Annotated in this window: 25 protein-coding genes; 6 read left to right on the top strand and 19 right to left on the bottom strand. The window is 53.0% G+C overall.

Translation table 11 applies throughout. The annotated features are described in order from the left end of the window. Positions 1–63 precede the first annotated feature (63 nt). A complete protein-coding gene (locus ACTU44_RS13645; RefSeq protein WP_114097424.1) occupies positions 64–1,155 on the top strand; it encodes a TRAP transporter substrate-binding protein in 1,092 nt (363 codons plus the stop codon). Positions 1,156–1,334: 179 nt separating this feature from the next. Here the strand turns inward: ACTU44_RS13645 and ACTU44_RS13650 are convergent, their stop codons facing one another. From ACTU44_RS13650 to folK, 15 genes are all read right to left on the bottom strand, one after another. Further along, positions 1,335–2,708: a TRAP transporter large permease gene (locus ACTU44_RS13650; protein ID WP_462095675.1), complete on the bottom strand. Its 1,374-nt coding sequence runs from the start codon at positions 2,706–2,708 to the stop codon at positions 1,335–1,337. Beyond that, positions 2,708–3,253, bottom strand: coding sequence for a TRAP transporter small permease subunit (locus ACTU44_RS13655; protein ID WP_336081124.1), 546 nt, complete (start codon positions 3,251–3,253; stop codon positions 2,708–2,710). Before ACTU44_RS13655 ends, ACTU44_RS13650 begins: the two co-directional genes overlap by 1 nt. Positions 3,254–3,489: 236 nt before the next feature. Then, a complete protein-coding gene (gene parC / locus ACTU44_RS13660) occupies positions 3,490–5,733 on the bottom strand; it encodes a DNA topoisomerase IV subunit A (RefSeq protein WP_462095676.1) in 2,244 nt (747 codons plus the stop codon). 131 nt (positions 5,734–5,864) lie between these two features. After that, positions 5,865–6,620: a DNA repair protein RecO gene (gene recO / locus ACTU44_RS13665; protein ID WP_462095677.1), complete on the bottom strand. Its 756-nt coding sequence runs from the start codon at positions 6,618–6,620 to the stop codon at positions 5,865–5,867. 9 nt (positions 6,621–6,629) lie between these two features. Continuing rightward, positions 6,630–6,797, bottom strand: coding sequence for a hypothetical protein (locus ACTU44_RS13670; protein WP_462095678.1), 168 nt, complete (start codon positions 6,795–6,797; stop codon positions 6,630–6,632). After that, positions 6,797–7,027, bottom strand: coding sequence for a hypothetical protein (locus ACTU44_RS13675; RefSeq protein ID WP_114097420.1), 231 nt, complete (start codon positions 7,025–7,027; stop codon positions 6,797–6,799). The genes ACTU44_RS13670 and ACTU44_RS13675 overlap by 1 nt, the downstream gene beginning before the upstream one ends. A gap of 43 nt (positions 7,028–7,070) precedes the next feature. Continuing rightward, a complete protein-coding gene (gene era / locus ACTU44_RS13680; RefSeq protein ID WP_114097419.1) occupies positions 7,071–8,009 on the bottom strand; it encodes a GTPase Era in 939 nt (312 codons plus the stop codon). Further along, on the bottom strand, positions 8,002–8,685 hold the full coding sequence (gene rnc, locus ACTU44_RS13685; RefSeq protein ID WP_114097418.1) for a ribonuclease III: 684 nt from the start codon (positions 8,683–8,685) through the stop codon (positions 8,002–8,004). Before rnc ends, era begins: the two co-directional genes overlap by 8 nt. Then, positions 8,685–9,431: a signal peptidase I gene (lepB, locus tag ACTU44_RS13690; RefSeq protein WP_336081135.1), complete on the bottom strand. Its 747-nt coding sequence runs from the start codon at positions 9,429–9,431 to the stop codon at positions 8,685–8,687. Before lepB ends, rnc begins: the two co-directional genes overlap by 1 nt. 27 nt (positions 9,432–9,458) lie before the next feature. Further along, positions 9,459–9,854: a holo-ACP synthase gene (gene acpS, locus ACTU44_RS13695; protein ID WP_114097416.1), complete on the bottom strand. Its 396-nt coding sequence runs from the start codon at positions 9,852–9,854 to the stop codon at positions 9,459–9,461. Beyond that, a complete protein-coding gene (locus tag ACTU44_RS13700) occupies positions 9,851–10,603 on the bottom strand; it encodes a pyridoxine 5'-phosphate synthase (RefSeq protein WP_462095679.1) in 753 nt (250 codons plus the stop codon). The genes acpS and ACTU44_RS13700 overlap by 4 nt, the downstream gene beginning before the upstream one ends. Continuing rightward, entirely contained in the window at positions 10,600–11,310 is a 711-nt protein-coding gene (locus tag ACTU44_RS13705; RefSeq protein ID WP_114097414.1) for a DUF2062 domain-containing protein, read from the bottom strand. The genes ACTU44_RS13700 and ACTU44_RS13705 overlap by 4 nt, the downstream gene beginning before the upstream one ends. 130 nt (positions 11,311–11,440) lie before the next feature. Then, a complete protein-coding gene (locus tag ACTU44_RS13710) occupies positions 11,441–13,585 on the bottom strand; it encodes a RelA/SpoT family protein (RefSeq protein WP_114097413.1) in 2,145 nt (714 codons plus the stop codon). 144 nt (positions 13,586–13,729) lie between these two features. Continuing rightward, positions 13,730–14,062, bottom strand: a complete 333-nt coding sequence (gene rpoZ / locus ACTU44_RS13715) for a DNA-directed RNA polymerase subunit omega (protein ID WP_114097412.1) — start codon at positions 14,060–14,062, stop codon at positions 13,730–13,732. Positions 14,063–14,173: 111 nt separating this feature from the next. Then, positions 14,174–14,722: a 2-amino-4-hydroxy-6-hydroxymethyldihydropteridine diphosphokinase gene (gene folK, locus ACTU44_RS13720; RefSeq protein WP_462095680.1), complete on the bottom strand. Its 549-nt coding sequence runs from the start codon at positions 14,720–14,722 to the stop codon at positions 14,174–14,176. A gap of 209 nt (positions 14,723–14,931) precedes the next feature. Here folK and ACTU44_RS13725 point away from each other — a divergent pair, with 209 nt between their 5' ends. The 3 genes from ACTU44_RS13725 to recQ all read left to right on the top strand — a co-directional run bounded on the left by ACTU44_RS13725 (position 14,932) and on the right by recQ (position 18,111). Then, positions 14,932–15,540 (top strand): LabA-like NYN domain-containing protein, encoded by a 609-nt coding sequence (locus tag ACTU44_RS13725; RefSeq protein ID WP_114097411.1) that lies wholly within the window; start codon positions 14,932–14,934, stop codon positions 15,538–15,540. A 77-nt stretch (positions 15,541–15,617) separates the two neighbouring features. Further along, the gene (locus ACTU44_RS13730) at positions 15,618–16,259 is read left to right on the top strand and encodes a uracil-DNA glycosylase (protein WP_462095681.1); all 642 of its coding nucleotides are present in this window, start codon (positions 15,618–15,620) and stop codon (positions 16,257–16,259) included. Positions 16,260–16,278: 19 nt separating this feature from the next. Beyond that, complete coding sequence (recQ, locus tag ACTU44_RS13735) at positions 16,279–18,111, top strand: DNA helicase RecQ (protein ID WP_462095682.1); 1,833 nt, start codon at positions 16,279–16,281, stop codon at positions 18,109–18,111. A gap of 25 nt (positions 18,112–18,136) precedes the next feature. Here the strand turns inward: recQ and ACTU44_RS13740 are convergent, their stop codons facing one another. The 4 genes from ACTU44_RS13740 to dapA all read right to left on the bottom strand — a co-directional run bounded on the left by ACTU44_RS13740 (position 18,137) and on the right by dapA (position 20,893). Then, the gene (locus ACTU44_RS13740) at positions 18,137–18,637 is read right to left on the bottom strand and encodes a glutathione peroxidase (RefSeq protein ID WP_462095683.1); all 501 of its coding nucleotides are present in this window, start codon (positions 18,635–18,637) and stop codon (positions 18,137–18,139) included. 88 nt (positions 18,638–18,725) lie between these two features. Then, entirely contained in the window at positions 18,726–19,385 is a 660-nt protein-coding gene (locus ACTU44_RS13745; protein ID WP_462095684.1) for a sulfite oxidase-like oxidoreductase, read from the bottom strand. A 132-nt stretch (positions 19,386–19,517) separates the two neighbouring features. Beyond that, a complete protein-coding gene (gene smpB / locus ACTU44_RS13750) occupies positions 19,518–19,994 on the bottom strand; it encodes an SsrA-binding protein SmpB (RefSeq protein ID WP_462095685.1) in 477 nt (158 codons plus the stop codon). Positions 19,995–20,011: 17 nt separating this feature from the next. After that, positions 20,012–20,893: a 4-hydroxy-tetrahydrodipicolinate synthase gene (gene dapA, locus ACTU44_RS13755; protein ID WP_114097531.1), complete on the bottom strand. Its 882-nt coding sequence runs from the start codon at positions 20,891–20,893 to the stop codon at positions 20,012–20,014. Positions 20,894–21,100: 207 nt separating this feature from the next. On the opposite strand from dapA, the gene ACTU44_RS13760 reads away from it, so the two are divergent. Next, entirely contained in the window at positions 21,101–23,134 is a 2,034-nt protein-coding gene (locus tag ACTU44_RS13760) for a lytic transglycosylase domain-containing protein (RefSeq protein WP_462095686.1), read from the top strand. Positions 23,135–23,211: 77 nt separating this feature from the next. After that, the gene (locus ACTU44_RS13765; RefSeq protein WP_114097529.1) at positions 23,212–23,910 is read left to right on the top strand and encodes a haloacid dehalogenase type II; all 699 of its coding nucleotides are present in this window, start codon (positions 23,212–23,214) and stop codon (positions 23,908–23,910) included. Positions 23,911–23,940 lie beyond the last annotated feature (30 nt).

The following is a 23,940-nucleotide window of genomic DNA, read 5'->3' on the forward strand; positions in this document are numbered from 1 at the left end:
AGCCGGTGAACCGGCTTTGATACATATAAATCATGAGCTTGCATCTTTGGGAGGCTGTAACTAATGAAACGTCGCCAATTTCTTTCTGGCGCTGCTGTAGCAGGCGCGACTGCTGCTGCATCGACTTTTGCCAAACCGGCACTCGCGCAGGACGTCCGTGAATGGCGTATGGTCACGACCTGGCCGAAAAACTTCCCGGGTCTTGGTACTGGCGCAAACCTTCTTGCTGAATACATCACCAAAGCATCTGACGGTCGCCTGAAAGTCACCGTATTTGGTGCTGGTGAAATCGTTCCGGCATTCGAAGCAATTGATGCTGTCGGCAACGGCACCGTCGAAATGGGCCACGGCGCGCCTTACTACTGGAAAGGTAAAGTTGATGCCACCCAGTATATTGCGGCAATGCCGTTTGGCCTGAACGCCCAGGAACAGAATGCGTGGTTCCAGTGGGGTGGCGGTCAGGAACTTGCTGACAAGGTCTATGCTGAACTGAATTGTAAGTTCTTCCCGTCGGGCAACACTGGCACCCAGATGGGCGGCTGGTTCAACAAGGAAATGAACACCATTGCAGACTATCAGGGTCTGAAAATGCGTATTCCTGGCCTTGGTGGCGAAGTTGTCAAAGCAGCTGGCGCAAACGTTGTGAACCTTCCGGGCGGTGAAATTCCGCCGGCACTTCAGTCAGGCGCAATTGACGCGACCGAGTGGGTTGGTCCGTACAACGATCTGGCGTTCGGTCTCTATAAATCGGCGAAGTACTACTACTATCCGGGCTGGCACGAACCGGCGACCGTTCTCGACAACTTCATCAACCTGGATGCATGGAATGCGCTTCCGGATGATCTGAAAGCCATCGTCGAGCAGGCCAACCGTGCAGTTAACCAGATGGTTCTGTCCGAGTTTACCGCACGTAACGTTCAGGCACTCGACACCCTGCGCAACAAGCACGGTGTAGATGTTCGTCCGTTCTCTGACGACATTCTGACCAACCTTGGCAAACTGTCGGGCGAAGTTCTGCGTGATCTGGTTGCATCCAACCCGCTGTCGAAAGAAGTATTCGAAAGCCTCGTAGCATTCCGCACCCAGTCGATCGCATGGTCGAAATTCTCGGAAGCAGCATTTGCACAGGCACGTGTACTTCCGTTCAAATACTAAGTTCTCCGCCTGTCGGAAAACGACAAGGGGCTGGCTTTTGCCTGCCCCTTTTTTTGTTTTGTGTCATCCTGAAATATGTCACCTCCTATAGGGACAATGTATTCCGGGACGTAACCACAGAATCAAAAAAGACCCCTCATCGGGGCCTTTTTCTTTGGTGATCTTTGATCTTCGCGTTCTTAGAACAGAATGCCCGGAAGCCAGGTCGCCAGCCACGGGAATGCAGCGACAAGGCAAAGGCCAAGCATCTGGATCATAACGAACGGAATGATACCGCGATAAATATCAAACGTCTTGATTGCTGCCGGTGCGACACCACGCAAATAGAACAGCGCAAAGCCGAATGGCGGTGTCAGGAAGCTGGTCTGAAGGTTGATGGCAATCATCACACCGAGCCAAACCGGATCAATGTCCATCTTGAGCAGGATCGGACCAACAATCGGAATCACGACGAACACGATCTCGATGAAGTCCAGGAAGAAGCCCATGAAGAACATCAACAGCATCACAACCAGCATCGCACTGAAGACACCACCCGGAAGGTTGTGCAGCAGTTCTTCGACAAGGTGATCGCCACCAAGACCACGGAATACCAGCGAGAACACCGACGCACCCAGCAGGATGACGAACACCATAGCACTGACCTGAACGGTCTGGCGCACGACATGGCGTAGAACGGCCATATCAAGTCGCTTGTAGAACGCAGCCAGTACGATTGCGCCGATCGAGCCAAAAGCAGCTGATTCCGTCGGGGTCGCAATACCGGTCAGGATCGAGCCAAGAACGGCAACAATCAGAAGCCCCGGAGGCAGCAATGCGCGCAGCACTTCACCCCAAAGACCTTCCGGACGCTTTCCTTCAACCAGTGCCGGTGCCGACTTCGGATCAATCAGGGACTTGATGATGATCCAGCCGATATAAAGTGCCACGAGCAAAAGCCCCGGAATGAATGCACCTGCAAAAAGGTCCATCACAGAAATCGGTTCCGGTGCCCAGTTGCCGATTGCGCGCTGCGCTTCGGCATAGGCGCCCTGAAGAATATCGCCCAGCAGAACAAGAACGATCGACGGCGGAATAATCTGACCAAGCGTACCGGACGCACAGATAATACCGGTCGAAAGTTTCGGATCATATCCGGCTTTCTGCATCGCAGGGAGACTGAGCAAGCCCATGGTCACGACGGTCGCACCGACGATGCCGGTTGAGGCGGCAAGCAACATACCGACGATGACAACCGAAATCCCCAGACCACCACGCATGGTGCCAAACAGCATCCCCATGGTCGTCAGAAGCTTTTCGGCAATCCTTGCGCGTTCAAGCATGACGCCCATGAACACGAACAGCGGGATCGCAACATACAGCTCGTTGGTCATCACACCGAAATAGCGTGACGGCAGTGAGCCCAGAAGCGGCATATCAAAGGTGCCCATCGAATGACCGATAAGCGCAAAAGCAAGACCGGTACCCGCAAGCGAGAAGGCAACCGGAAAACCGAGAAGAAGCACGCCGCAAGCTACGGCGAACATCACCAGACTAAGAACTTCACCAGCCATCAGACGCCCTCGTGCTCTTCTTCTTTGATTTCAAATTCTTTGTGACCGGCAAGCACCAGAACGCTGCGCGCAGCAAGCGAAAGCCCCTGAAGGAGCATCAATACACAAAAGATCAGAATCACTGATTTATAAAGGAACAGGCCCGGAAGACCGCCCGTCTCGTGCGACCCTTCAAGGCGATGCCAGCTGGTCGCTACATACGGATAGCTATAGATCAAGATCATGATCAGCACCGGCATCATCAGGAACAGCGACCCGAACAGATCAACCCATGCCTTGTAACGCGCAGATGCCGGACGATAGAAAACGTCGACACGAACATGACCACCGTGCAAAAGCGTGTAACCCGCCCCTACCATGAACATAATGCCGTAAAGCCACATGTAGCTTTCCTGCATTGATACCCAGCCAACCGCAAAGCCGTAACGCAATGTGGCAACTAAAAATGTGATCACAACCATCGGGATCACCAGCCAGGCCACCCCGCGACCGATCCAGTCATTCAGACTGTCAATCGCGTGGACGAAATTTCCAAGAAATCTCACTTTTCACTCCCAAGCCCTTATGAGTCTCACAGGAAAATTGCGGGCTTCCTGCTAATCAGGTTGCGAAGTTACATTTTAAACATCGAAAACGCTATAAATTTTGGTACGTAATTCTTCCATATCTGCGGGAACCCGCAGCATATGACATTGTCTGCATCTAAATTGGCCCATTAAAGCCAAAAGCCGGATGATAATGAACCATCCGGCTTTCGAGTTTAATGTATGCCTTGTCGAAATTATTCGAATTTGTTCGACCGCGGGAAGCCGTTTGGCGGCATACGCCCGGCACCTGCACGCTTGCCGGTCCATTCGGCAAGCTCGATCACGGTGCGGACACGACCTTCGCTGCCGCCCATGGTCCAGCTCAAACCTTCTTCGAGATTGAACAAGATCAGGTCCGAAAGACCGCCCTGCCGGTATTTCTGCAAGATCACGCCACGACCGCGCGTCATTTCCGGCACTTCATCAACCGGATAGATCAGCAATTTGCGGTTGTCACCAAGAACAGCAACATGGTTCTTTTCGACCGGAACAAATATCTTGGCAACTTCACCGGCACCAAGGTTGAGAACCTGCTTGCCGTTTTTAGTCTGGGCAACGACGTCTTTTTCGGCAACCTGGAAACCACGGCCACCAGAACTTGCGACCAGAAGATTGCGGCCATCCTTGTGCACGACCATCGACACAATGTCATGTTCCTGTGGCAGATCAATCGACAGACGTATCGGCTCCCCATGACCGCGACCGCCCGGAAGCTTGTCACATGACATGGTATAGCAGCGCCCGGCTGTTGAAAGGATCAAAAGCTTGTCGGTCGTAAAGCCCTTGATCGCAAAGCGATGTTCGTCGCCATCCTTGAACTTAAGGTCGCTGATGTCGGCAACGTGACCTTTCAACGCACGGATCCAGCCCATTTTTGAGCAAATCACCGTAATCGGTTCACGTTCAATCAGTGCTTCGAGCGGCACTTCGATCTCTTCGGGTGCATCGCCAATTTCGGTACGGCGTTTGCCAATCGCGGTTTTCTTGCCGAAATTCTCGCGCATGATTTCGATTTCGTCGCGGATTTTCTCCCAACGCAGCGTTTCACTGGCAAGAAGCGCTTCGAGACCTTCTTTTTCCTCGGTCAGTTTGGCGTGCTCGTTCTTGATTTCCATCTCTTCGAGCTTGCGCAATGACCGCAAACGCATATTCAGGATCGCATCGGCCTGAACTTCTGTCAGATCGAACGCCTTCATCAATGCATTTTTCGGTTCATCCTCAAAACGGATGATCCGGATAACTTCGTCAAGGTTGAGATAGGCAACAAGATAGCCTTCCAACACTTCAAGACGATGATTGATCTTTGCCAGACGATGATTGGAACGACGGATCAGAACTTCCTGACGGTGTGCAAGGAAGGCACGCAACACTTCGCGCAAATTCATAACGCGCGGCGTGTTGTCCCCGTCCAGAACGTTCATGTTCAAACCGAACCGGATTTCCAGCTCGGTGTTTTTGAACAGCATTTCCATCAGATGTTCCGGCTCAACCGCACGGGTACGCGGTTCAAGAACCAGGCGAATGATATCGGTTGATTCGTCACGTACATCATTGAGCAGCGGCAGTTTCTTTGCCACCATCAGATCGGCGATGCGTTCAACCAGCTTGGCTTTTTGAACCTGATAGGGAATCTCTGTGATAACGACCTGATACAGGCCATGGCTGAGTTTCTCGACTTCCCACTTGGCCCGCAGGCGGAATGATCCCCGTCCGGTTGCATAGGCCTCAAGAATATTTTCATGCGGTTCGACAAGAACACCACCAGTCGGGAAATCCGGACCCGGCACGCAACGTACCAGTTCCGCGATTGACGTCTCCGGCTTGTCGATCAGTTTGATCAGACCGGCACAGAGTTCGCCGACATTATGGGGTGGAATATTGGTCGCCATACCAACCGCGATACCTGCCGCACCGTTTGCTAGAAGGTTCGGGAAAGCCGCCGGCATCACAACCGGCTCCTGTTCCTCACCATCATAGGTCGGGCGGAAATCAACGGCATCTTCGTCGAGACCGTCCATCAGGGCAGCGGCAACTGCGGTCATGCGGGCTTCGGTGTAACGCATTGCAGCGGCGTTATCGCCGTCAATATTGCCAAAGTTGCCCTGACCATCGACCAGCGGATAACGTACCGCAAAGTCCTGTGCCAGACGCACCAGCGCGTCATAGACCGACTGATCACCATGCGGGTGATATTTACCAATCACGTCACCAACCACACGCGCACATTTCTTGAACCCTTGTTCCGGATTCAGTTTGAGCTGCCGCATGGCATAAAGAAGACGACGATGAACTGGCTTGAGGCCATCACGCACATCAGGCAGAGAACGCGACATGATTGTCGACATCGCATAGGCGAGATAACGCTCGCTAAGCGCATCGGCAAGGCGGGTTTCCCTGATTTGGCCGGCATTGGCCGGATCGGAAGTCTTGGTGCTCATGAACGATTTTTCTTGTTGCTTGGCAGAATGGACAGGCGCAAGTGCGTTCGACCTCCGAACACCTTACGTTATCTGCAACATACTACGCGGGGCATGGTTGCGGTCAACATATGCAAACCAAATTGATCAATTTATTTTTCGTCAGCAGTTTTGATACGCCAAACGTGACTGACAAGACGATCCCGTGCCGCGACAGGTTTGATGCCCTTGGCTTCGAAAATATCGCGATGAATAAAAAATCCGGTCAGTTTCAGGCCATCACGCATCTGGTCTGAAAGTTCGTCATTGCGCCGCGACAAAGATGCGCGCCCGATGGCAAGAAATGCCGGCAAAGACAAAAGCCGGTCGCGATAGGCATTCCCCGCTGCTTCGCTGACCGCCCGCCCGCTTTTTGGGGAAACAAAGGCCAGATCATCGGTTACATCGGTTGCCGCACATCGCCCAAGATCAAGACCATAGCCGAGTTCTTCAAGCAGCCCGACTTCCCAGCGAATATAGGACGGCAACCATTGTTCGGATTTCAGCGCCGTCAGAAGGGCTGCGGTGCCATGGTACAGGTCCGGATGGGCTTCACGTTCGGGCAAGGTCGCATCAAGCATCGCACAGGCCGAACTCATCGCCATAAGCGGCCCTGGCTGCAACAGAAGGTCTGCCGCATGTGCACCGGTCAATTCACAGCGAAACTGACCAAGATGTTCGGAAAGGCGTGCAGACCACCCTACCCGTACTTCGTTTCCGGGTTCGAGCGTACCGCGCATGGATTTGCTCATTGCACCGCGAACCATTCCGGCATGGCGCCCGTAATCACGGGTCAGAACCGATAGTCTGACCGAACTTTCGCCCAGTTTGCGTGTCGAAAGAACAATACCGTCATCACGCCAGTCCATCCGGGCCTCTTAGAAATAGCCGCTGGGTACAATCAGACGGGTAACAAGGAAAAACATCCCGATCAGGCAGGAGACAAGTGCGATCAGGGCTGCTCCAAAAACCGCCTTGCGCAACCATGAACGGTTTTCGACGTCTTCAATCGCCTGATCGATAGGATCGCCAGAATTCCGGGTCATCAGTTTGGTCCTCCGCCCGTCACCTTCCAGAAAAGCCCCAGCATAAAGACAGCAAGGGCAACCAGAAGCGCGATCAGATTAAGCGGGCGATGCAGAAAGGATTTTTCACGTTGCACAGTGCTGTGATCAGTGCGGTTTCGGAACGGACGCCGGGCGACACGCGCAACAATCATTGCGGCGGCTGCGCCAACAACAATCATTACAACACCCCAGAATGATCCGATTTCCATTATCTACCCGGCAATTGATGGTCTGTCTGTGCAACGTGAAGAATTATGCGTTGGGATCGAGGCCCCACATGGCAAAGCGATTGGGATCATCACCCCAGTTCTCGCGCACCTTGACGAACAGGAACAGATGAACCCGACGCTCGAAAATGGCTTCAAGTTCCTTGCGCGCTTCGCTGCCCAGTGACTTGATACGCTTGCCGCCTTTACCAAGAATGATGGCCTTCTGGCCTTCACGTTCGACAAAGATGGTCTGTTCAAGCTTGACCGAGCCGTCCTTGCGTTCTTCCCAAAGTTCGGTTTCGACTGTTGCCGAATAGGGCAGTTCCTGCTGAAGCTGATAATAAAGCTTCTCGCGGGTGATCTCGGCTGCGAGCAGACGAAGCGGCATGTCCGACACATCGTCTTCGGGGAACATCCACGGGCCGTCGGGCATTTTAGCCGCAAGGAAATTCACCAGATCCTGCGTACCCGCCCCTTTTTTCGCCGAAATCATGAAGACATCGGTAAAGACTTCATGGGCAAACAGGTCCTGTGACAGACGCAGGAGTTTTTCCTTGTCCGAGACCTTGTCGACCTTGTTCAGCGCCAGGATGGCCTTGCGGTTCTGATCTTTGAGCTGGTTGATGATGGCAAGGTCTTCGTCGGTGATGCCATTTCCGGCATCAATGACAAGAACCACCAGATCCGCATCATCCGCACCATTCCATGCTGCCTTGACCATTGCACGATCAAGACGGCGCTTCGGGGCAAAGATACCCGGCGTGTCAATGAAAACAATCTGCGCATCTTCGGTCATGACGATACCACGCACACGGGTACGGGTTGTCTGGACCTTTGGCGAGACGATCGACACTTTCGTGCCGACCAGCTGATTCAGGAGCGTCGATTTGCCAGCATTAGGCGCACCAACAAGTGCGACGAAGCCGCAACGCTGCTGATAAGGTAATCTGTCTTCGGCCACCGGTGTGGGAACCTCATTCATCGTTTAGTTTGTCCAACATCATGCGGGCGGCAAGTTGTTCCGCCTCGCGTTTAGATTTTCCTTCGGCACTAACACTTTCACCATCACTGGTGGTCAGTTCGATGGTGAATATCGGTGCATGGGCCGGACCTTCGCGGCCGACCATGTCATATTTCGGCAGTGGCTTGCCCCGCCCTTGCAGCCATTCCTGCAATTGCGTCTTCGCATCCTGCGGCGGCTTGTTTGCTTCATCAAGAAGCGGCGTCCAGAGCTTTTCGATAAAGCGACGCGCCGGTTCAAGACCACCATCCAGATAGAGTGCGGCAATCACGGCTTCCATGCAATCAGATAAAATGGCCGGATTGGTGTCAGCCCCGGCCGCACGTTCACCCTTGGCCATCTGGATGTGATCCCCCAGTTTGATCTGGATGGCAACACGCGCCAGCGTTTCGCGACGCACCAGTGCGACAAAGCGTTTTGCCATCGCACCTTCGCGTTCACGCCCAAAACGGGTATAGAGCATTTCGGCCACGACAAGCCCCAGCACACGATCGCCCAAAAACTCAAGACGCTCGTTGCCACCGCTTATTGCATCCTTACCCTTCGCTGCACTTCGATGGGTCAAAGCCACACGAAGCAGGTCAGGATTGGAAAAACCGTGATCGATCTCGGCGATCACCGGCATGCCGTCGCTCATTAATGAACTCCCTGGAACAGGCGATCAAACCGGATGCTGCCAAGGTCATAGACCGGCTGCGAGCTGTCCTTGGAATAGAACAGGAATTCAGCACGACCGACCAGATTTTCAATCGGCACAAAGCGGAACCGCGACGGGAATGCACGGCTGTCTGCCGAATTATCGCGATTATCCCCCATCATGAAGTAATGGCCTTCCGGTACGGTAAAGGCTTCGGTGTTGTCGCTCGGCCCCTGATCGCCAAACAGCTCAAGGATACGGTGAACCTTACCGTTCGGAAGTGTTTCGAGATATTGCGGAACCGCGGCAGACCGACCAGTACCATCGGTCAGGATGTAATCCTCGATCCGTTCACGTTCGACCAGCTTGTTATTGATGTACAAACGACCGTTGGTGACCTGGACAGTGTCACCCGGCAGGCCGATCACACGTTTGATATAATCCTGTGAGGTATCTGACGGAAGTTTGAAGACAACCACATCGCCACGCTCGGGTTCGGTCTCAAAAATGCGTCCCGGAATAACCGGCAGGCTGAAAGGCATGCTGTGTTTCGAATATCCATAGGAAAATTTTGAAACAAACAGATAGTCACCAACCAGCAAGGTCGGAATCATCGAGCCAGACGGAATATTGAACGGTTCGAAGGCAAAAGTCCGAACCAAAAGTGCAATGACAATGGCCCAGAAAACGGTCTTCAAGGTGTCCAAAAGGCCACCCGTTTTCTTTTTCTGCACAAGTTTTTCCATTCCGTGTTTAACCAATCAGTTTATCTGTCAATCAGCCGAAATTACCACGACAGCATTCGCCAGCGGGTATTCGTCCGTCAAGGTCACATACACCGAAGCAATCTTTCCTTCGGGTGTTAATTCTTCAAGTCGTGCCAAAGCACCTTCGGTCAATACCATGTCGGGCTTGCCACTGGGTTGATGTACCACACCCATTGTGTTGTGATAAACACCCCTGCGAAATCCGGTTCCCAGCGCCTTGGAACAGGCTTCCTTTGCCGCAAAAGCCATGGCAAGCGACGATGCTGTTCTATGCGGTTTGCGGGTGGCACGTGCAATCTCGACATCGGTAAAGACACGCTTCATGAAACGCTCGCCATGACGTTCAAGTGCGGTCTCTATCCGACGGATATCACATAAATCCGTGCCAATCCCAATGATCATTTATCGTCGTCCGTTTGATCACGCGCCTCGTCCATCAAGCGGCGCATCTCGTTGATTGCGGCTTCCAGCCCGACAAAGACGGCTTCCCCAATCAGGAAGTGACCAATATTAAGCTCCGCCACTTCCGGCATTGCCGCAATCGGCTGAACCGTTTCGAAATTCAAACCATGACCGGCATGAATTTCAAGCCCGATCCCTGCTCCGTATTTGACGGCTGCGCGAATACGTTCAAGTTCACGTGCACGATCATCGCTGTTTTCAGCATCGCAATAGGAACCGGTATGAATTTCAACAACAGGTGCGCCGAGACTTTTGGCGGCATCAAGCTGTTCTTTAGACGCCTCGATGAACAGCGACACACGAATGCCCGCATCGCCAAGTTCGGAAACAAAACGTTTCAGATGATTATGGCCACCCACAACATCAAGCCCACCCTCGGTCGTGCGTTCTTCACGCTTTTCCGGAACAAGGCAGACTGCATGTGGCTTTGTTGCAAGCGCAATTGCCAGCATCTCGTCGGTGGCTGCCATTTCGAAGTTAAGTGGCAGATCAATCTCCTGGCGCAGTCTTTTCATATCTGCATCAAGGATATGGCGACGGTCTTCGCGCAGATGCGCGGTAATTCCGTCTGCGCCCGCGGCCTTTGCAAGTGCTGCGGCACGCACCGGGTCCGGGCTGTTGCCGCCACGGGCATTCCGGATGGTCGCAACATGATCAATATTAACGCCGAGCCGAAGTTTCGAACTCATAGTGTTTCATCCTGCTTTTTGGTGGCACTTTTCGCAGCACTGCCGATCTTGTCCTTGGCAGTTTCAAGCATGGGCCCAAGCCCATGGCGTTCCGTTTTCTTCATTCTGCGCAAAATCCGGTTGTGACGGTAAATGATGACCGCACGGCGTACCGGAAAATAAAATAGCGCCCAGACAATGATTGACGTCGGAACACATCCGACCAGCATCGGCCAGATGATATCAACGATGCTGATCCAGAGATGACCAAGCGTCTCGTGGTCTGCAGGATCCCAGCGACCAAAAATAAGTCCGCCACCGATATAGCTGACCCCCAGAACGACGAAGTCCCAAAGAACGGCCATGTCGAAATGTACGGCATTCGAGGTTTCATTCGCACCAAGAATCCAGTTCCCGCAGGTATAGAGCCAAAGCCAGATGAACGGGAATGTCCATGGATTGCCGACAATCGTGCCCAGCAACGACGCAACAACGTTACTGCGTGTGATCAGGCTTATCAGTGCTGAGATAACGAAGTGGAACCCGATAAACGGCGTAAATGATACCGCTGCCCCGATCGCAAATCCTGACGCAATGCTGTATGGCGTGCCGGGAAGCCGCGCGACACGATGAGCAAAATACTGAGACGAACGTCGCCATCCGCCACGCGGCCAGACGACGTTCCGTATTTTTTGTAATGATGATGGTTTTACGCGGCGCCGAAACATGCGGGTCAGTTCTGGAACAAATCAGGTAACGCAATAAAAAGTCGAGGCATATGCGTAAGTGCTGACCGCACACTTGGCAAGGCTTTTACGCGATTATCCCCCAAAAGATGAATGCGTTCACAGCTTGCCATTACCCGCGCGCGCGCTCGACAGCATTTACCACCGGCGTTGCCCTCAGGGCCGCGATGATATTGGTCAGATGTTTGACATCGACCACATCGATATCAATCAGCATTTCAAAGAAATCTGTCGTCCGGTTGGTGAACCGCAAATTGGTGATATTGCCATGGTTTTTGGCAATCACACTTGTGATCGAACTGAGCGCCCCCTGCTCATGGCCGACAGTCAGGCCAAGACGACCGATGAAATGTTCAGGCTCGCCGTCATTGTCCCATCCAACATCAAGCCAGCGTTCGGGCTGCTCGGTAAAGGTTTCAAGCGTATCACAATCAATCGTATGGATCGTCACGCCCTTGCCGGTTGTAACAATCCCGACAATGCGATCGCCGGGCAACGGATGGCAACAGCCGGCATAGTGCACCGCCATGCCCGGAATAAGCCCTTTGATCGGGATCGCATGGTCATGTTTGCGCGCCCGAACCTTTTCAAGCGGAACGACTTTGCGCGCCGTTTCCTTGTCTTTTGTCCCCGGGAAGACAGCATGAACAACTTCGCGACCGGTATGGTGACCAGCCCCGACCAGGGTCAAAAGTGCATCGACGGATGGCTGTTTGAAGATTTTCAAAACACCGTCAATTGCCTTGTCGGAATAGTCATATCCTTCCTGACGGAAGGCCTTTTGCAAGATCGCCTTGCCAAGGTCCTTGTATTGGTCTTCCTGCTGCTGACGGATGAAACGGCGAATTCGCGCACGTGCCTTACCCGTAACAACGAACCGCTCCCATGTCGGATTCGGCGTCTGAGCCTTCGAGGTAACGATTTCGACCTGATCACCGTTATTCAGGACCGTGCGCAATGGAACCATCGCACCATTGACCTTCGCCCCCACACAGGTATCGCCAATATGGGTATGGATCATATAGGCGAAGTCAACGGGCGTCGCACGCGCAGGAAGCGCAATCACATCGCCCTTCGGGCTAAAGCAGAAGACCTGATCCTGGAACATCGCAAGCTTGGTATGTTCAAGGAACTCCTCAGGCTCCGACGCATGTTCAAGAATATCAAGAAGGTCGCGCAGCCAGCGATATTGAACGCCCTCTTTTTGCTGCCCGGTCGGGGTATCCTGTTTGTAGGCCCAGTGCGCAGCAACACCGTTTTCGTTCACTTCATGCATGTGGCGCGTACGGATCTGAACTTCGATCCTGTGATTTTCCGGCCCCAGCACAGTCGTATGAATGGAACGGTATCCGTTGGGCTTTGGCGTTGAGATGTAATCCTTGAACCGGCCCGGAACGACTTTGTAATTGGCATGCATATAGCCAAGCACTTCATAGCACTGCGGCATATCATCGACCAGCACCCGAAATGCCATGATGTCCGACAGCTCACCAAAGGTGATATTCTTGCGCTGCATCTTCTGCCAGATCGAGTATGGGCGTTTTTCACGGCCATAGATATCGACCTTCAGCCCCTGACGGGAAATGACGTCCTTGAGTTCGGAAACGATACGGCTGACGACATTATCGTCTTTCTCGCGCAGGAATTCCAAACGCGCCAGAATCGAGTCACGGGCTTCAGGATTGATATGCTGGAAGGCAAGGTCTTCAAGCTCTTCCTTGATGTCATGCATACCGATGCGTTCGGCAAGCGGCGCATAAATCTCAAGCGTTTCAGCCGCGATCCGAACGCGTTTTTCCGGCTTGGTGATATAATGCAGGGTCCGCATGTTGTGCAGACGGTCTGCCAGCTTGACCAGCAACACCCGAATGTCTTCGGACATCGCAAGCAGCAGCTTGCGGAAATTCTCGGCCTGTTTGGAATCTGCGGATTTCAGTTCGATCTGCGTCAGCTTGGTCACACCATCGACCAGCTTCATGATATTGGTCCCGAAAAGCTTCGTGATCTCTTCGGGGGTGGCATCGGTATCTTCGATGGTGTCGTGCAGAAGTGCCGTGATGATCGTATCGCAGTCGAGCTTGTAATTGGTCAGAATGCCCGCAACTTCGATCGGATGGGAAAAATACGGGTCACCCGACGCGCGTTTCTGTGAACCATGTTTCTGGGTGGCATAAACATATGCCCGGTTCAGCGTGGTTTCGCACGCTTCCGGATCATAGGCCTTAACCCGTTCAACAAGTTCATACTGGCGCATCATTCAGGGTCATCTCCGCATAGTCCATCAAGGGGCTCGGAACCGAACCCCTTCATAAGATAGTACGATTTAGACAAAAAAAAGCCACGGAAGATGAATACCGTGGCTTTTCTTTTAGAACGGGCTCAGATCAATATCAATCTGACCTTATTCTTCTTCAGACGGCATAACCACGCCGACAGATGCTTCTTCAACTGCTTCTGCAACCAGTTTCGGACCGAAATCGTCTTCGGCTTCTTCCGGCTCGTCGCTTTCAACATGCCGCTGCAGACCCTGCACCATGCCATTGCGCAGTTCGTCAAAATCAACCGTTACTTCGGCGATTTCACGCAGCGCAACAACCGGGTTCTTGTCGTTGTCACGATCAATGGTCAGTTCTGCACCGGCCGAGATGTTGCGTGCACGCTGAGCTGCAAGCATTACAAGCTCAAAGCGGTTCGGAATCTTGTCAACGCAATCTTCGACGGTAACGCGCGCCATAAATGTCTCCAGAAATACTTTTGGGGTGTCCAGACCGAGCTTTATAGCGCCGGATCATATGTGTTGCAACAGCGAAACCACTCTTTCGGGCAGGTTTTCGCGAGTACTGCCTCAGCTTTCGGTCTGCTTTCTGATCTGCTGATCAGCCGGGAGATCGGCAATCAGATCTTCGACAGTACGATCAAGCACCGGATGAACCCAGCCACTTGCCACATCGCGCAACGGCAAAAGCACAAAAGCGCGTTCGGCCATTCGCGGATGAGGCACCTGAATCCCCCCCTCTTCACGCAAAAGATCGCGACCATAGGCAATCAGATCAAGATCAATAACGCGGGCTGCGTTGCGTTCACGGCGAACACGCCCGAATTCGGCTTCGACCTCGTGCAGGCGCTCAAGCAGATCATGGGCCGAAAGTCCGGTTGAAATCCGTGCAACACCATTCACATACCAGGGCTGATCCGAGATCGGCACCGGTGCTGTTTCATAAAAGGATGACACTTGCTCAATCGAAATATCGCCATCCCTGGCCAAACGCTGCAAGGCGGCCTTCAATGTTTGCGCAGGCGCACCATATTCCTGAGTAGGCAGATTGGCACCAAAGGCAATCAGTATGGCGTCATGCGACGATGCACTGGTGGTGGCTGGTGACGGCGTGCTCACAAAGCAGACTTTCAGTTCAGTGAATAGCAGGCAGCTCTTTGCGCAAAGGGTCATTCCCGCCGCGCGTGAAAGACGGCATATCTAAGGGAGCCATCATACTCTGTCTACGATATTTTCGCCTTTCTTTGTCCCTCTAGCCACGGTAAAGATTGAGTGTTCCGTATTTTTTGGAACTGCATAATTAAATTTGATGTTTGAGGAATTTCAGGATGATTTTTTACCCGCAGGAACGCATCGGGCTGTTTATTGACGGCTCGAATCTTTATGCCGCTGCAAGATCCCTTGGCTTTGACATTGATTACAAACGTCTTTTGGATCTTTTCGCCCAAAAAGGGCAACTTATCCGCGCTTTCTACTACACAGCCCTGATTGAAGATCAGGAATATTCCCCTATCCGCCCGTTGGTCGATTGGCTTGATTATAACGGCTATACCATGGTCACCAAACCGACCAAGGAATTCACCGATGCCGCCGGTCGCCGCAAGATCAAGGGCAACATGGATATCGAGTTGGCAATTGACGTCATGGAAATGGCACAACACCTTGATCATGTTGTTATTTTCTCAGGCGACGGTGACTTCCGCCGCCTTGTTGATGCCGTGCAGCGCAAAGGTGTTCGCGTCACTGTTGTCTCGACGGTGAAATCCAACCCGCCGATGGTGGCCGATGAATTGCGCCGTCAGGCCGATAACTTTATCGAACTGACCGAACTTGAAGGCACCATCGCCCGTAAGGTTCAGCCACGCCGCGATGACGATCATCCTGACATTGATGACCATCCCGATCATCCGGAACTTGATGATTTCGATTTCGAGTAATTGAGATCCGACACCACCTATCGTGATCACGACCGGTTACGGCCTTCACCGTAACCGGCAAAAATGTCAGACATGCCATGACCGCCTACCAGCAGCCCGATATCGATTGCCAGCTTTGCCCGCGTCTTTTCGAATTCAGACGCGCCAATCAGGAAAAGTTTCCGCAATTCTATAACGGCCCGGTTCGCCCGTTCGGACCGATCAATGCCCGGTTGCTGATTGTCGGTCTGGCACCGGGTCTTAAGGGGGCGAATGCCACCGGACGTCCCTTTACGGGCGACTATGCCGGGGACCTTTTGTATGACACGCTCAAGAAGTTTGGATTTGCCAAGGGCACCTATGACAAGCGGCCTGATGACGGGCTTGAACTTCTTGATTGCCGGATTACCAATGCGGTGAAATGCGTGCCGCCTGAAAACAAACCAACCGGGCCTGAGGCCAATGCGTGCCGACCGTTTCTGATCAGCGAATTTGCCGCGATGGAAAACCTTTCAGCCATCCTGTGTCTTGGACAGGTTGCCCATCAAGCCATGTTACGCACCTTCGGGCTTAAGCTTTCATCGCTTAAATTTGCCCATGGGGCGTCACATAAAATGGAAAATGGCATCACATTGTTTGATAGCTATCACTGTTCGCGCTACAACACCCAGACCTATCGCCTGACGCCAGAGATGTTTGAAAACGTCTTTGCCGACATCCGCGCACATCTGGACGGTTAATTTGCCTGATTCATCACCTATGAACGACCTGCTCGACCGACCCGTACAACGTCTGCCGATAGACGTCCTGCGCGAGGTCTTTGGTTATGACAGCTTTCGTGGTCAACAGGCTGAAATCATTGATCATGTGATTGCCGGCAATGATGCACTCGTCCTGATGCCGACCGGTGGCGGAAAATCGCTGTGTTATCAGGTACCAGCCCTTTGCCGCCCGGGAACGGCCGTTGTGGTGTCGCCTCTGATTGCCTTGATGAAAGATCAGGTCGATGCACTTAGCCAGCTTGGTGTGAAAGCAGCCTTCATCAACTCGACACTGGCGCCGGATGCCGCACGCGAGATCGAGGCCCGCGCAGTTGATGGGGACATTGATCTTCTGTATGTCGCACCCGAACGCTTTGCGACGGACCGGTTTCTTAATCTGCTCGACCGAATCAGCATTTCGCTGTTTGCAATTGACGAAGCGCACTGCGTTTCGCAGTGGGGTCATGACTTCAGACCGGAATATCGGCGTCTGGATTTGTTGCCAACGCGTTTTGCCCATGTGCCACGCATTGCACTGACTGCAACGGCAGATACTCCGACCCGCAAAGACATCGCCGAAAACCTGCATCTGACCGATGCCGAATGCTTTATTACCGGCTTTGATCGTCCGAACATCACATATCGCATTGAAACCAAGGGTAATTCCAAGCAGCGACTGTTGTCGTTTCTTAATCGTGAACACCCCGAAGATGCCGGGATCGTCTATTGCCTGTCGCGTCGCAAAACCGAAGATGTTGCGCAATGGCTTACCGATAACGGGCGCCCTGCCTTGCCCTATCATGCGGGCCTGACGCAAGAAACCCGGCAACTTCATCAGGACAGGTTCCTGCGCGAAGACGGCCTGATCATTTGCGCAACAGTTGCCTTTGGCATGGGCATCGACAAACCCAATGTCCGGTTTGTTGCCCATCTTAACCTGCCCAAAAGCATGGAAGCCTATTATCAGGAAACCGGGCGCGCCGGGCGTGACGGACTTCCGGCGAATGCCTGGATGAATTACGACCTGTCAGATATTGTTTCGATCCGAAGCATGGTGGCAAGTTCCGACGCCCCCGAAGCCCAAAAACGTATTGAATCGCGCAAACTTGATGCCTTGGTTGGTCTGGCCGAAACCACCAAATGCCGGCGTCAGGTGATCCTGTCCTATTTCGGTGAAGACCAGCACAAACCGTGCGGCAATTGCGACACTTGCCTTGAACCGGTCGATACATGGGACGCGACCGATGCTTCGCGCAAGGCATTATCGGCGGTATATCGCACCGGTCAGCGCTTTGGTCCGGCACATGTAATCGAAGTTCTGATGGGGCGCAAAACCGAGAAAATTCGGCAAAACGGCCATGATGATCTTTCGGTCTATGGCATTGGCAAGGATATCGCCCAGCCGCAATGGCGCTCGGTTTTCCGTCAACTTCTTGCGATGGGATATCTGCAGGTCGATGTCGAAGGCCATGGCGGTGTTTACCTGACCGAAGAATCCCGTCCTGTGCTGCGCGGTGAGAAAGTCGTCGAAATGCGCAAGGACCCGGGCGAAAGCAAACGCGCCATGACCAAGCGCCTGAGAGACTTCGACACCGAATTTGAAAATGAAGAAGACCGGGATTTGTGGGAACGCCTGCGCACCATGCGCCGTGAACTCGCAACCAGCCAGAATGTCCCGCCCTATGTGATCTTTAGTGACCGCACATTATGGGAAATGGTCCGGTTCAAGCCCCGCACGCTTGAGGACATGGCATCGATCAACGGCGTCGGGATCAAGAAACTTGATCAGTACGGGTTGGCATTTCTTGATGTCATGGACGGGCGGCGATAAGGCTTTTCCACCCGCATTCCATCCATCAGCTACCTGACAGTGCCGCTTCAATGGCAGTGATGACCGCATCGTCACCGGGCTTCACCCGTGTGTCAAAACTGGCGATCAAACTACCCTTGCGATCAATCAGATATTTGTGGAAGTTCCAGTTTGGCGCATTTTCGGCACCAAGGACATCAATCGCCCATTTGAAGAACGGATGGGCATCAGAACCACTGACCACGGTCTTTGATGTCAGCGGGAAATCGACATCGAAATTGACTTCGCAGAACTCCTGAATGGCCGCGTCATCGGCATATTCCTGTCCGCCAAAATCACCGGACGGAACACCAAGCACCACAAGCCCCTGATCGCGATAATCGTCCCACAATTTCTGCAGGCCTGCATATTGCGGCGTGAACCCGCACATTGACGCGGTATTCACCATCAAAACGACCTTGTCCTGATAGTCTGAAAGTTCAAGTTCACCGCCAATGATGGACGGGAAGGAAAAGTCATACGCCGTTTGCGTATCACCCGATGCCATGGCCCCTCTCCAGGAAAAAATGACTGCAATCACCGTAAGCAGACATAATAGAATGAAATGGCTGCCTTTTTCAAATCGAGGATACAATCTAGCCATAACGTTCCTCCGTCCACGGATCGGCATTGTTATGATAACCGCGTTCTTCCCAGAATCCCTGCGCGTCATCTTTGACAAACTTTATCTCTCGCACCCATTTCGTACTTTTCCAGAAATACAGCTTCGGAATTACCACGCGCACCGGTCCACCATGCTCTTCGGTCAATGGTTCATCGTTCCAGTGATGGGCGATCAGGACGTCCTCATCGAGAAACTGATTAATCCTCACATTCGTTGTGTAACCGTCAAGGGCGGTGAACAATACATGTCTGGCGTCTGACTGAGGACGAACCATTTCCGCCAATGTTCGTGCTAATACACCTTGCCAGTCATTGTCGTAGCGCGACCAGCTGGTGACGCAATGAATGTCGTTTCTTGCCCGAACAGTTGGCAAATCAAGAAGATTCTCAAAACTGAGCGACAAAGGGTTTTCAACCAGTCCGGTCACTGACAGTTTATATTCATCGGCACTGACATGTGGCGTGATACCAAGATCAAGTACAGGCCAATCCTTGACCAGTCGTTGCCCGGGTGGCAGGCGATTTTCACGCGCCACGTCTGAGGTGCCCGTCAGCAAACGGCCGTCACTGGCCCATTTGCGCTTGGCTTCGATCAGCTTGTCCCTGATTTTCCCTGAAAAGCTTTGCGTCACAGGTTTCTCCTTCCTGTCAGGCTGATACGAAAAATGGCGTCGACATGTTCACCATGCCAACGCCATTTATTCATGAATTTTACCGAACCATGCAACTCACATACGCGCGATGGCGTTCGGATTTCAGTGCAACTAATTGAAATCGCGCATGATACGTGCCTTGTCACGTTGCCAGTCACGTTCCTTGACGGCCTCGCGCTTGTCAGCCTTTTTCTTGCCCTCGGCAATTGCAAGCTCAAGCTTCGCAATACCGCGTTCGTTGAAATAAAGTTTGACCGGCACAAGCGTGAAACCCTTTTTGTTCAGGGCATCATGCATTTTGGCGATTTCACATTTATGCAACAGCAATTTGCGCGGACGGCGTTCTTCGTGGCCGAACGGCATTTTGCTTTGATACTCAGGAATATACGCGTTGATCAGCCACACTTCGTCATTCTTGGCTTCGGCATAGGATTCCTGAATGTTTCCCTTGCCGTCGCGCAGCGATTTAACTTCGGTGCCGCGCAAGACGATCCCGGCTTCGAATGTTTCCGTCAGGAAATAGTCAAAGCGGGCTCGCCGGTTTTGCGCAACGACCTTGTTATTATCTGTTTCTTTCTTGGGTGCCATAAGTCGCTTGTTATCGCTTAATGGCCGAGAAGTCCGGCACCTTTAAGCGCGGCTTCGACCTTGCGTTTGGATTCATCGGCAATCTCGACCATTGGCAGGCGCATATGGCTGCCACACAGACCAAGAAGTTCTGCCGCATACTTTACCGGCCCCGGACTTGCTTCACAGAACATTGCCTTGTGAACCGGCATCAGACGGTAGTTCAACTCCTGAACCTTAGCAATGTTCCCGGCTGCCCAAGCTGCATGCAACTCAGCACAGAGTTTCGGGGCAATATTCGAGGTCACCGAAATGCAACCATGACCACCCTGTGCCAGGAACGGAACGATGGTACCATCTTCACCCGACAGTTGGCAGAAATCCGCCCCCGCAGCAAGACGGGTCAGAGCCGGACGTTCAAGATCGCTGGTTGCGTCTTTCACACCGATAATACGCGGCAATTTTGCCAGTTCCGCCATGGTCTCGACACTCATATCAACGATCGAGCGACCCGGAATGTTATAGATCAGGATCGGAATATCGGTCGCATCGTGAACGGCTTTGAAATGCGCATAAAGACCTTTTTGGGTCGGCTTGTTGTAATACGGGGTCACAACAAGTGCAGCATCCGCACCGGCATTCTGAGCGTGACGAGTCAGCGAAACGGCTTCTGCAGTCGAGTTGGAACCCGTACCGGCAATCACCGGACCACGGCCTTTGGCAACTTCAAGCGCCAGTTCAACGACGCGATGATGCTCGGCATGGCTAAGCGTCGGAGATTCACCGGTGGTTCCGACAGGCACAACACCTGTCGTGCCCTGTTTAAGCTGCCAATCCACAAAAGACTGGAACGCCTTTTCATCAATCGCACCATCTTGGGTAAACGGTGTGATCAAAGCTGTGATTGAACCCTTAAACATGGAGATCTCCAAACATTGGATGGATTGAAAGCGGTCGCGAAAATAGCGGCTGTTCGTCATTCCCGCAAGCACTGTATACAATAATCGAAACGATCTGTAATCGGGGTTGCATTTTCCGTTCAGGACTGTTTGGCTTTTGGAGATTTCACTGCCATAATGCGCGGGTCTAAAGCGCATTCGCTGCCGTCAGGCAAAGGGGACAATCACATGGCGCAAGCGTCTTTCCGCAAGATTTCGGTCTGCGCATTGGCACTGGGCTTATCAACACTGATGCCAACAGGCAATCAGGTGAAGGCAGCAGCAAACGAAGACAATGTTCTTCTGATGCAGCCGCCCTCGCCGAGCTATTCTGCTGTCAGCCGCGCACGTTTGAATGCGTTTCTCGAAGCTGTCGAGAAGGGCCAGACAGAAAGCTTTGAAAAGCTATTGCCAAACTTTGATGATCCCCTGCTTCAGAAAGCTGCGGAATGGATGTTGCTGACATCCCCGAATTCCGGACGCAGCTTTGAAGAAATTACCAATTTCATCGACACCCATCCGAAATGGCCCAGTCAGGCGCTTTTGCGTCAACGCGCCGAAGAAGCGATGAATGATGCCGTTCCTGACGAGGAAATTCTGGCTTGGTTCAAGCGTTCTGCACCGGTCACTGCCGATGGCGCAACCCGGCAGATCAAAGCCCTTCTGGGGGCGGGTCAGGAATCGGCGGCTGTTGCCTTGATCCGCAACAGCTGGATTAACGAGAATTTTGGCCGCGGCCAGGAAAAACGCTTCATCGACCGTTACGGCGATTATATCGATCAGGAAACCCATCAGCAGCGCCTTGATCGCTTGTTGTGGGAAGGTCGCCTGACGACGGCTTCGCGCACAATGAAATATGTCAGCGACGATTATCGCAAGCTTGCAGAAGCCCGCGAAGCCCTGCGTGCGATGAAGGGTGGCGTTGATGGAGCGCTTAACCGCGTCCCTGCGAAATACAAGAATGACCCCGGTCTGGTTTACGAACGCGTTCGTTGGCGTCGGGTCAAGGACCGCGATCAGGAAGCCCGTGATCTTCTGTTATCACAAGCCAATGACATGGCTTATATCTCGATCCGGCCACAATACTGGTGGCTTGAAAAAGCCATTCTGGCTCGGCGCGCCCTGCAAAAGGGCCACATCACCGACGCCTATCGTCTGGTCGCCAATCATGGACAGACTGATCCTGCCGATATTGCCGAAGCCGAATGGTATGCCGGATGGATCGCACTGGAATTCCTGGGCGATGCCGATATTGCCCTGACGCATTTCCAGAATCTGTATGACGTTGTGCAATATCCGATCAGCCTGTCACGCGGCGCCTATTGGGCGGGCCGTGCCAATGCCAAGCTTGGTGATACAAAACGCGCCAAGGAATGGTACGAGCTTGCCGCCCAGCATGCCCACACTTTCTATGGCCAGCTTGCAATTGATGCACTGGGTGCCAAACCAACCTATTCGGTGGAACAACCGGTCCCCACACAGCAACAGCGCACTGATTTCGAGAATCAGGAACTGGTTCAGGTCGTTCGCAAACTTGGCGATATGGGTCTGGGAAATATTATCCGGCCCTTCATCATGGCACTGGTATATGAGCACGATGAGCCTGAATATCTTGCAATGGCGACCGATCTGGCCCGCGAATATGGCCGCGCCGACCTTGGCATCATTGCCGCCAAACGTAGCATTCGCACAGGAAGCGGCTATCTTGATGCCGCCTACCCGATCCATGAACAGGTTCCGCTTGGCCGTGCGCCCGATCCGGCTTTGGTCCATGCCATCATGCGCCAGGAAAGCCTGTTTAACCCGCAGGCGGTATCGTCAGCAGGTGCACGCGGCTTGATGCAGCTGATGCCGGCGACTGCCAAGCGCATGGCAAAGTTGCTGGATCTTGATTACAAAACCGATCGCCTCACTGAAGACCCGTCCTTTAACATCACGCTCGGTCGGGAATATCTGACCAAGTTGCTCGATCGCTGGGATGGCGAGGAAGCCTTGACCATCGCAAGCTATAATGCGGGCCCGACCCGTGTGCGCCAATGGATCAACGAATATGGCGATCCGCGTGATCCCGATGTTGATCTGGTCGACTGGATCGAAATGATCCCCTATAGCGAAACCCGAAATTACGTTCAGCGCGTGATGGAGGGAACCTATGTCTATCGTCGGCGTTTTGCCCGCGATGAGATTGCGATGGGCCAGAACGAAACGCCTGATCAGGATTAATTCCGGTCGTCAGGTTTGCGCTTTTGGCCTGTCTGCCCATATTTGATCAATACTGCTTGTCAGAAAAGGTCAGCAATATGTCCGATAATGTACTGTCTTCCTGTCGCGCATTTGTTTTCGATGCTTATGGAACCCTATTTGATGTTGGCTCAGCGGTGTCCAAGCTGCGTGACAGCGTTGGCGATGAAGCTGATCGCCTTTCCACATTGTGGCGACAGAAACAGCTGGAATATACTTGGCTTCGCAGCCTGATGGGGGATTTTGCAGATTTCTGGACAGTCACGGGTGATGCGCTTGACTATGCCATGGATCAGACAGGCAAAAAGGACCCGGTTTTGCGTGCCAAACTGATGGAAACCTATCTGTCGCTTGATACATTCCCGGAAGTGGTCGAAACGCTCAATACCCTGAAAGCTAAGGGGCACAAGCTTGCCATCCTGTCGAATGGCGCGAAGCATATGTTGATCTCGGCAGCGAAATCGTCGGGCATTCTGTCGCTGTTTGATCAGATCATCTGTGTTGACGACCTCAAGACCTATAAACCGCATCCGGATGTCTATCAGCTCGCGGCAGACAAACTTGAATTGCAGCCTGCAGAAATCTCGTTCCAGTCTTCAAACGGATGGGACATTGCCGGTGCCGGACATTTCGGGTTCCGTACAGCATGGATCAACCGCACACAGCAGCCCAAAGAGCGCCTGTCACATGAGGCAGACGTTATTCTTGGCGGCCTTGACGAGCTATTGCCACTGATCTCCGAGCCGCAAAAGGCGTAGGGGAAAGACAACTCAGTTTCGGGAACAGCA

It is taken from the genome of Thalassospira sp. SM2505 (assembly GCF_054901115.1).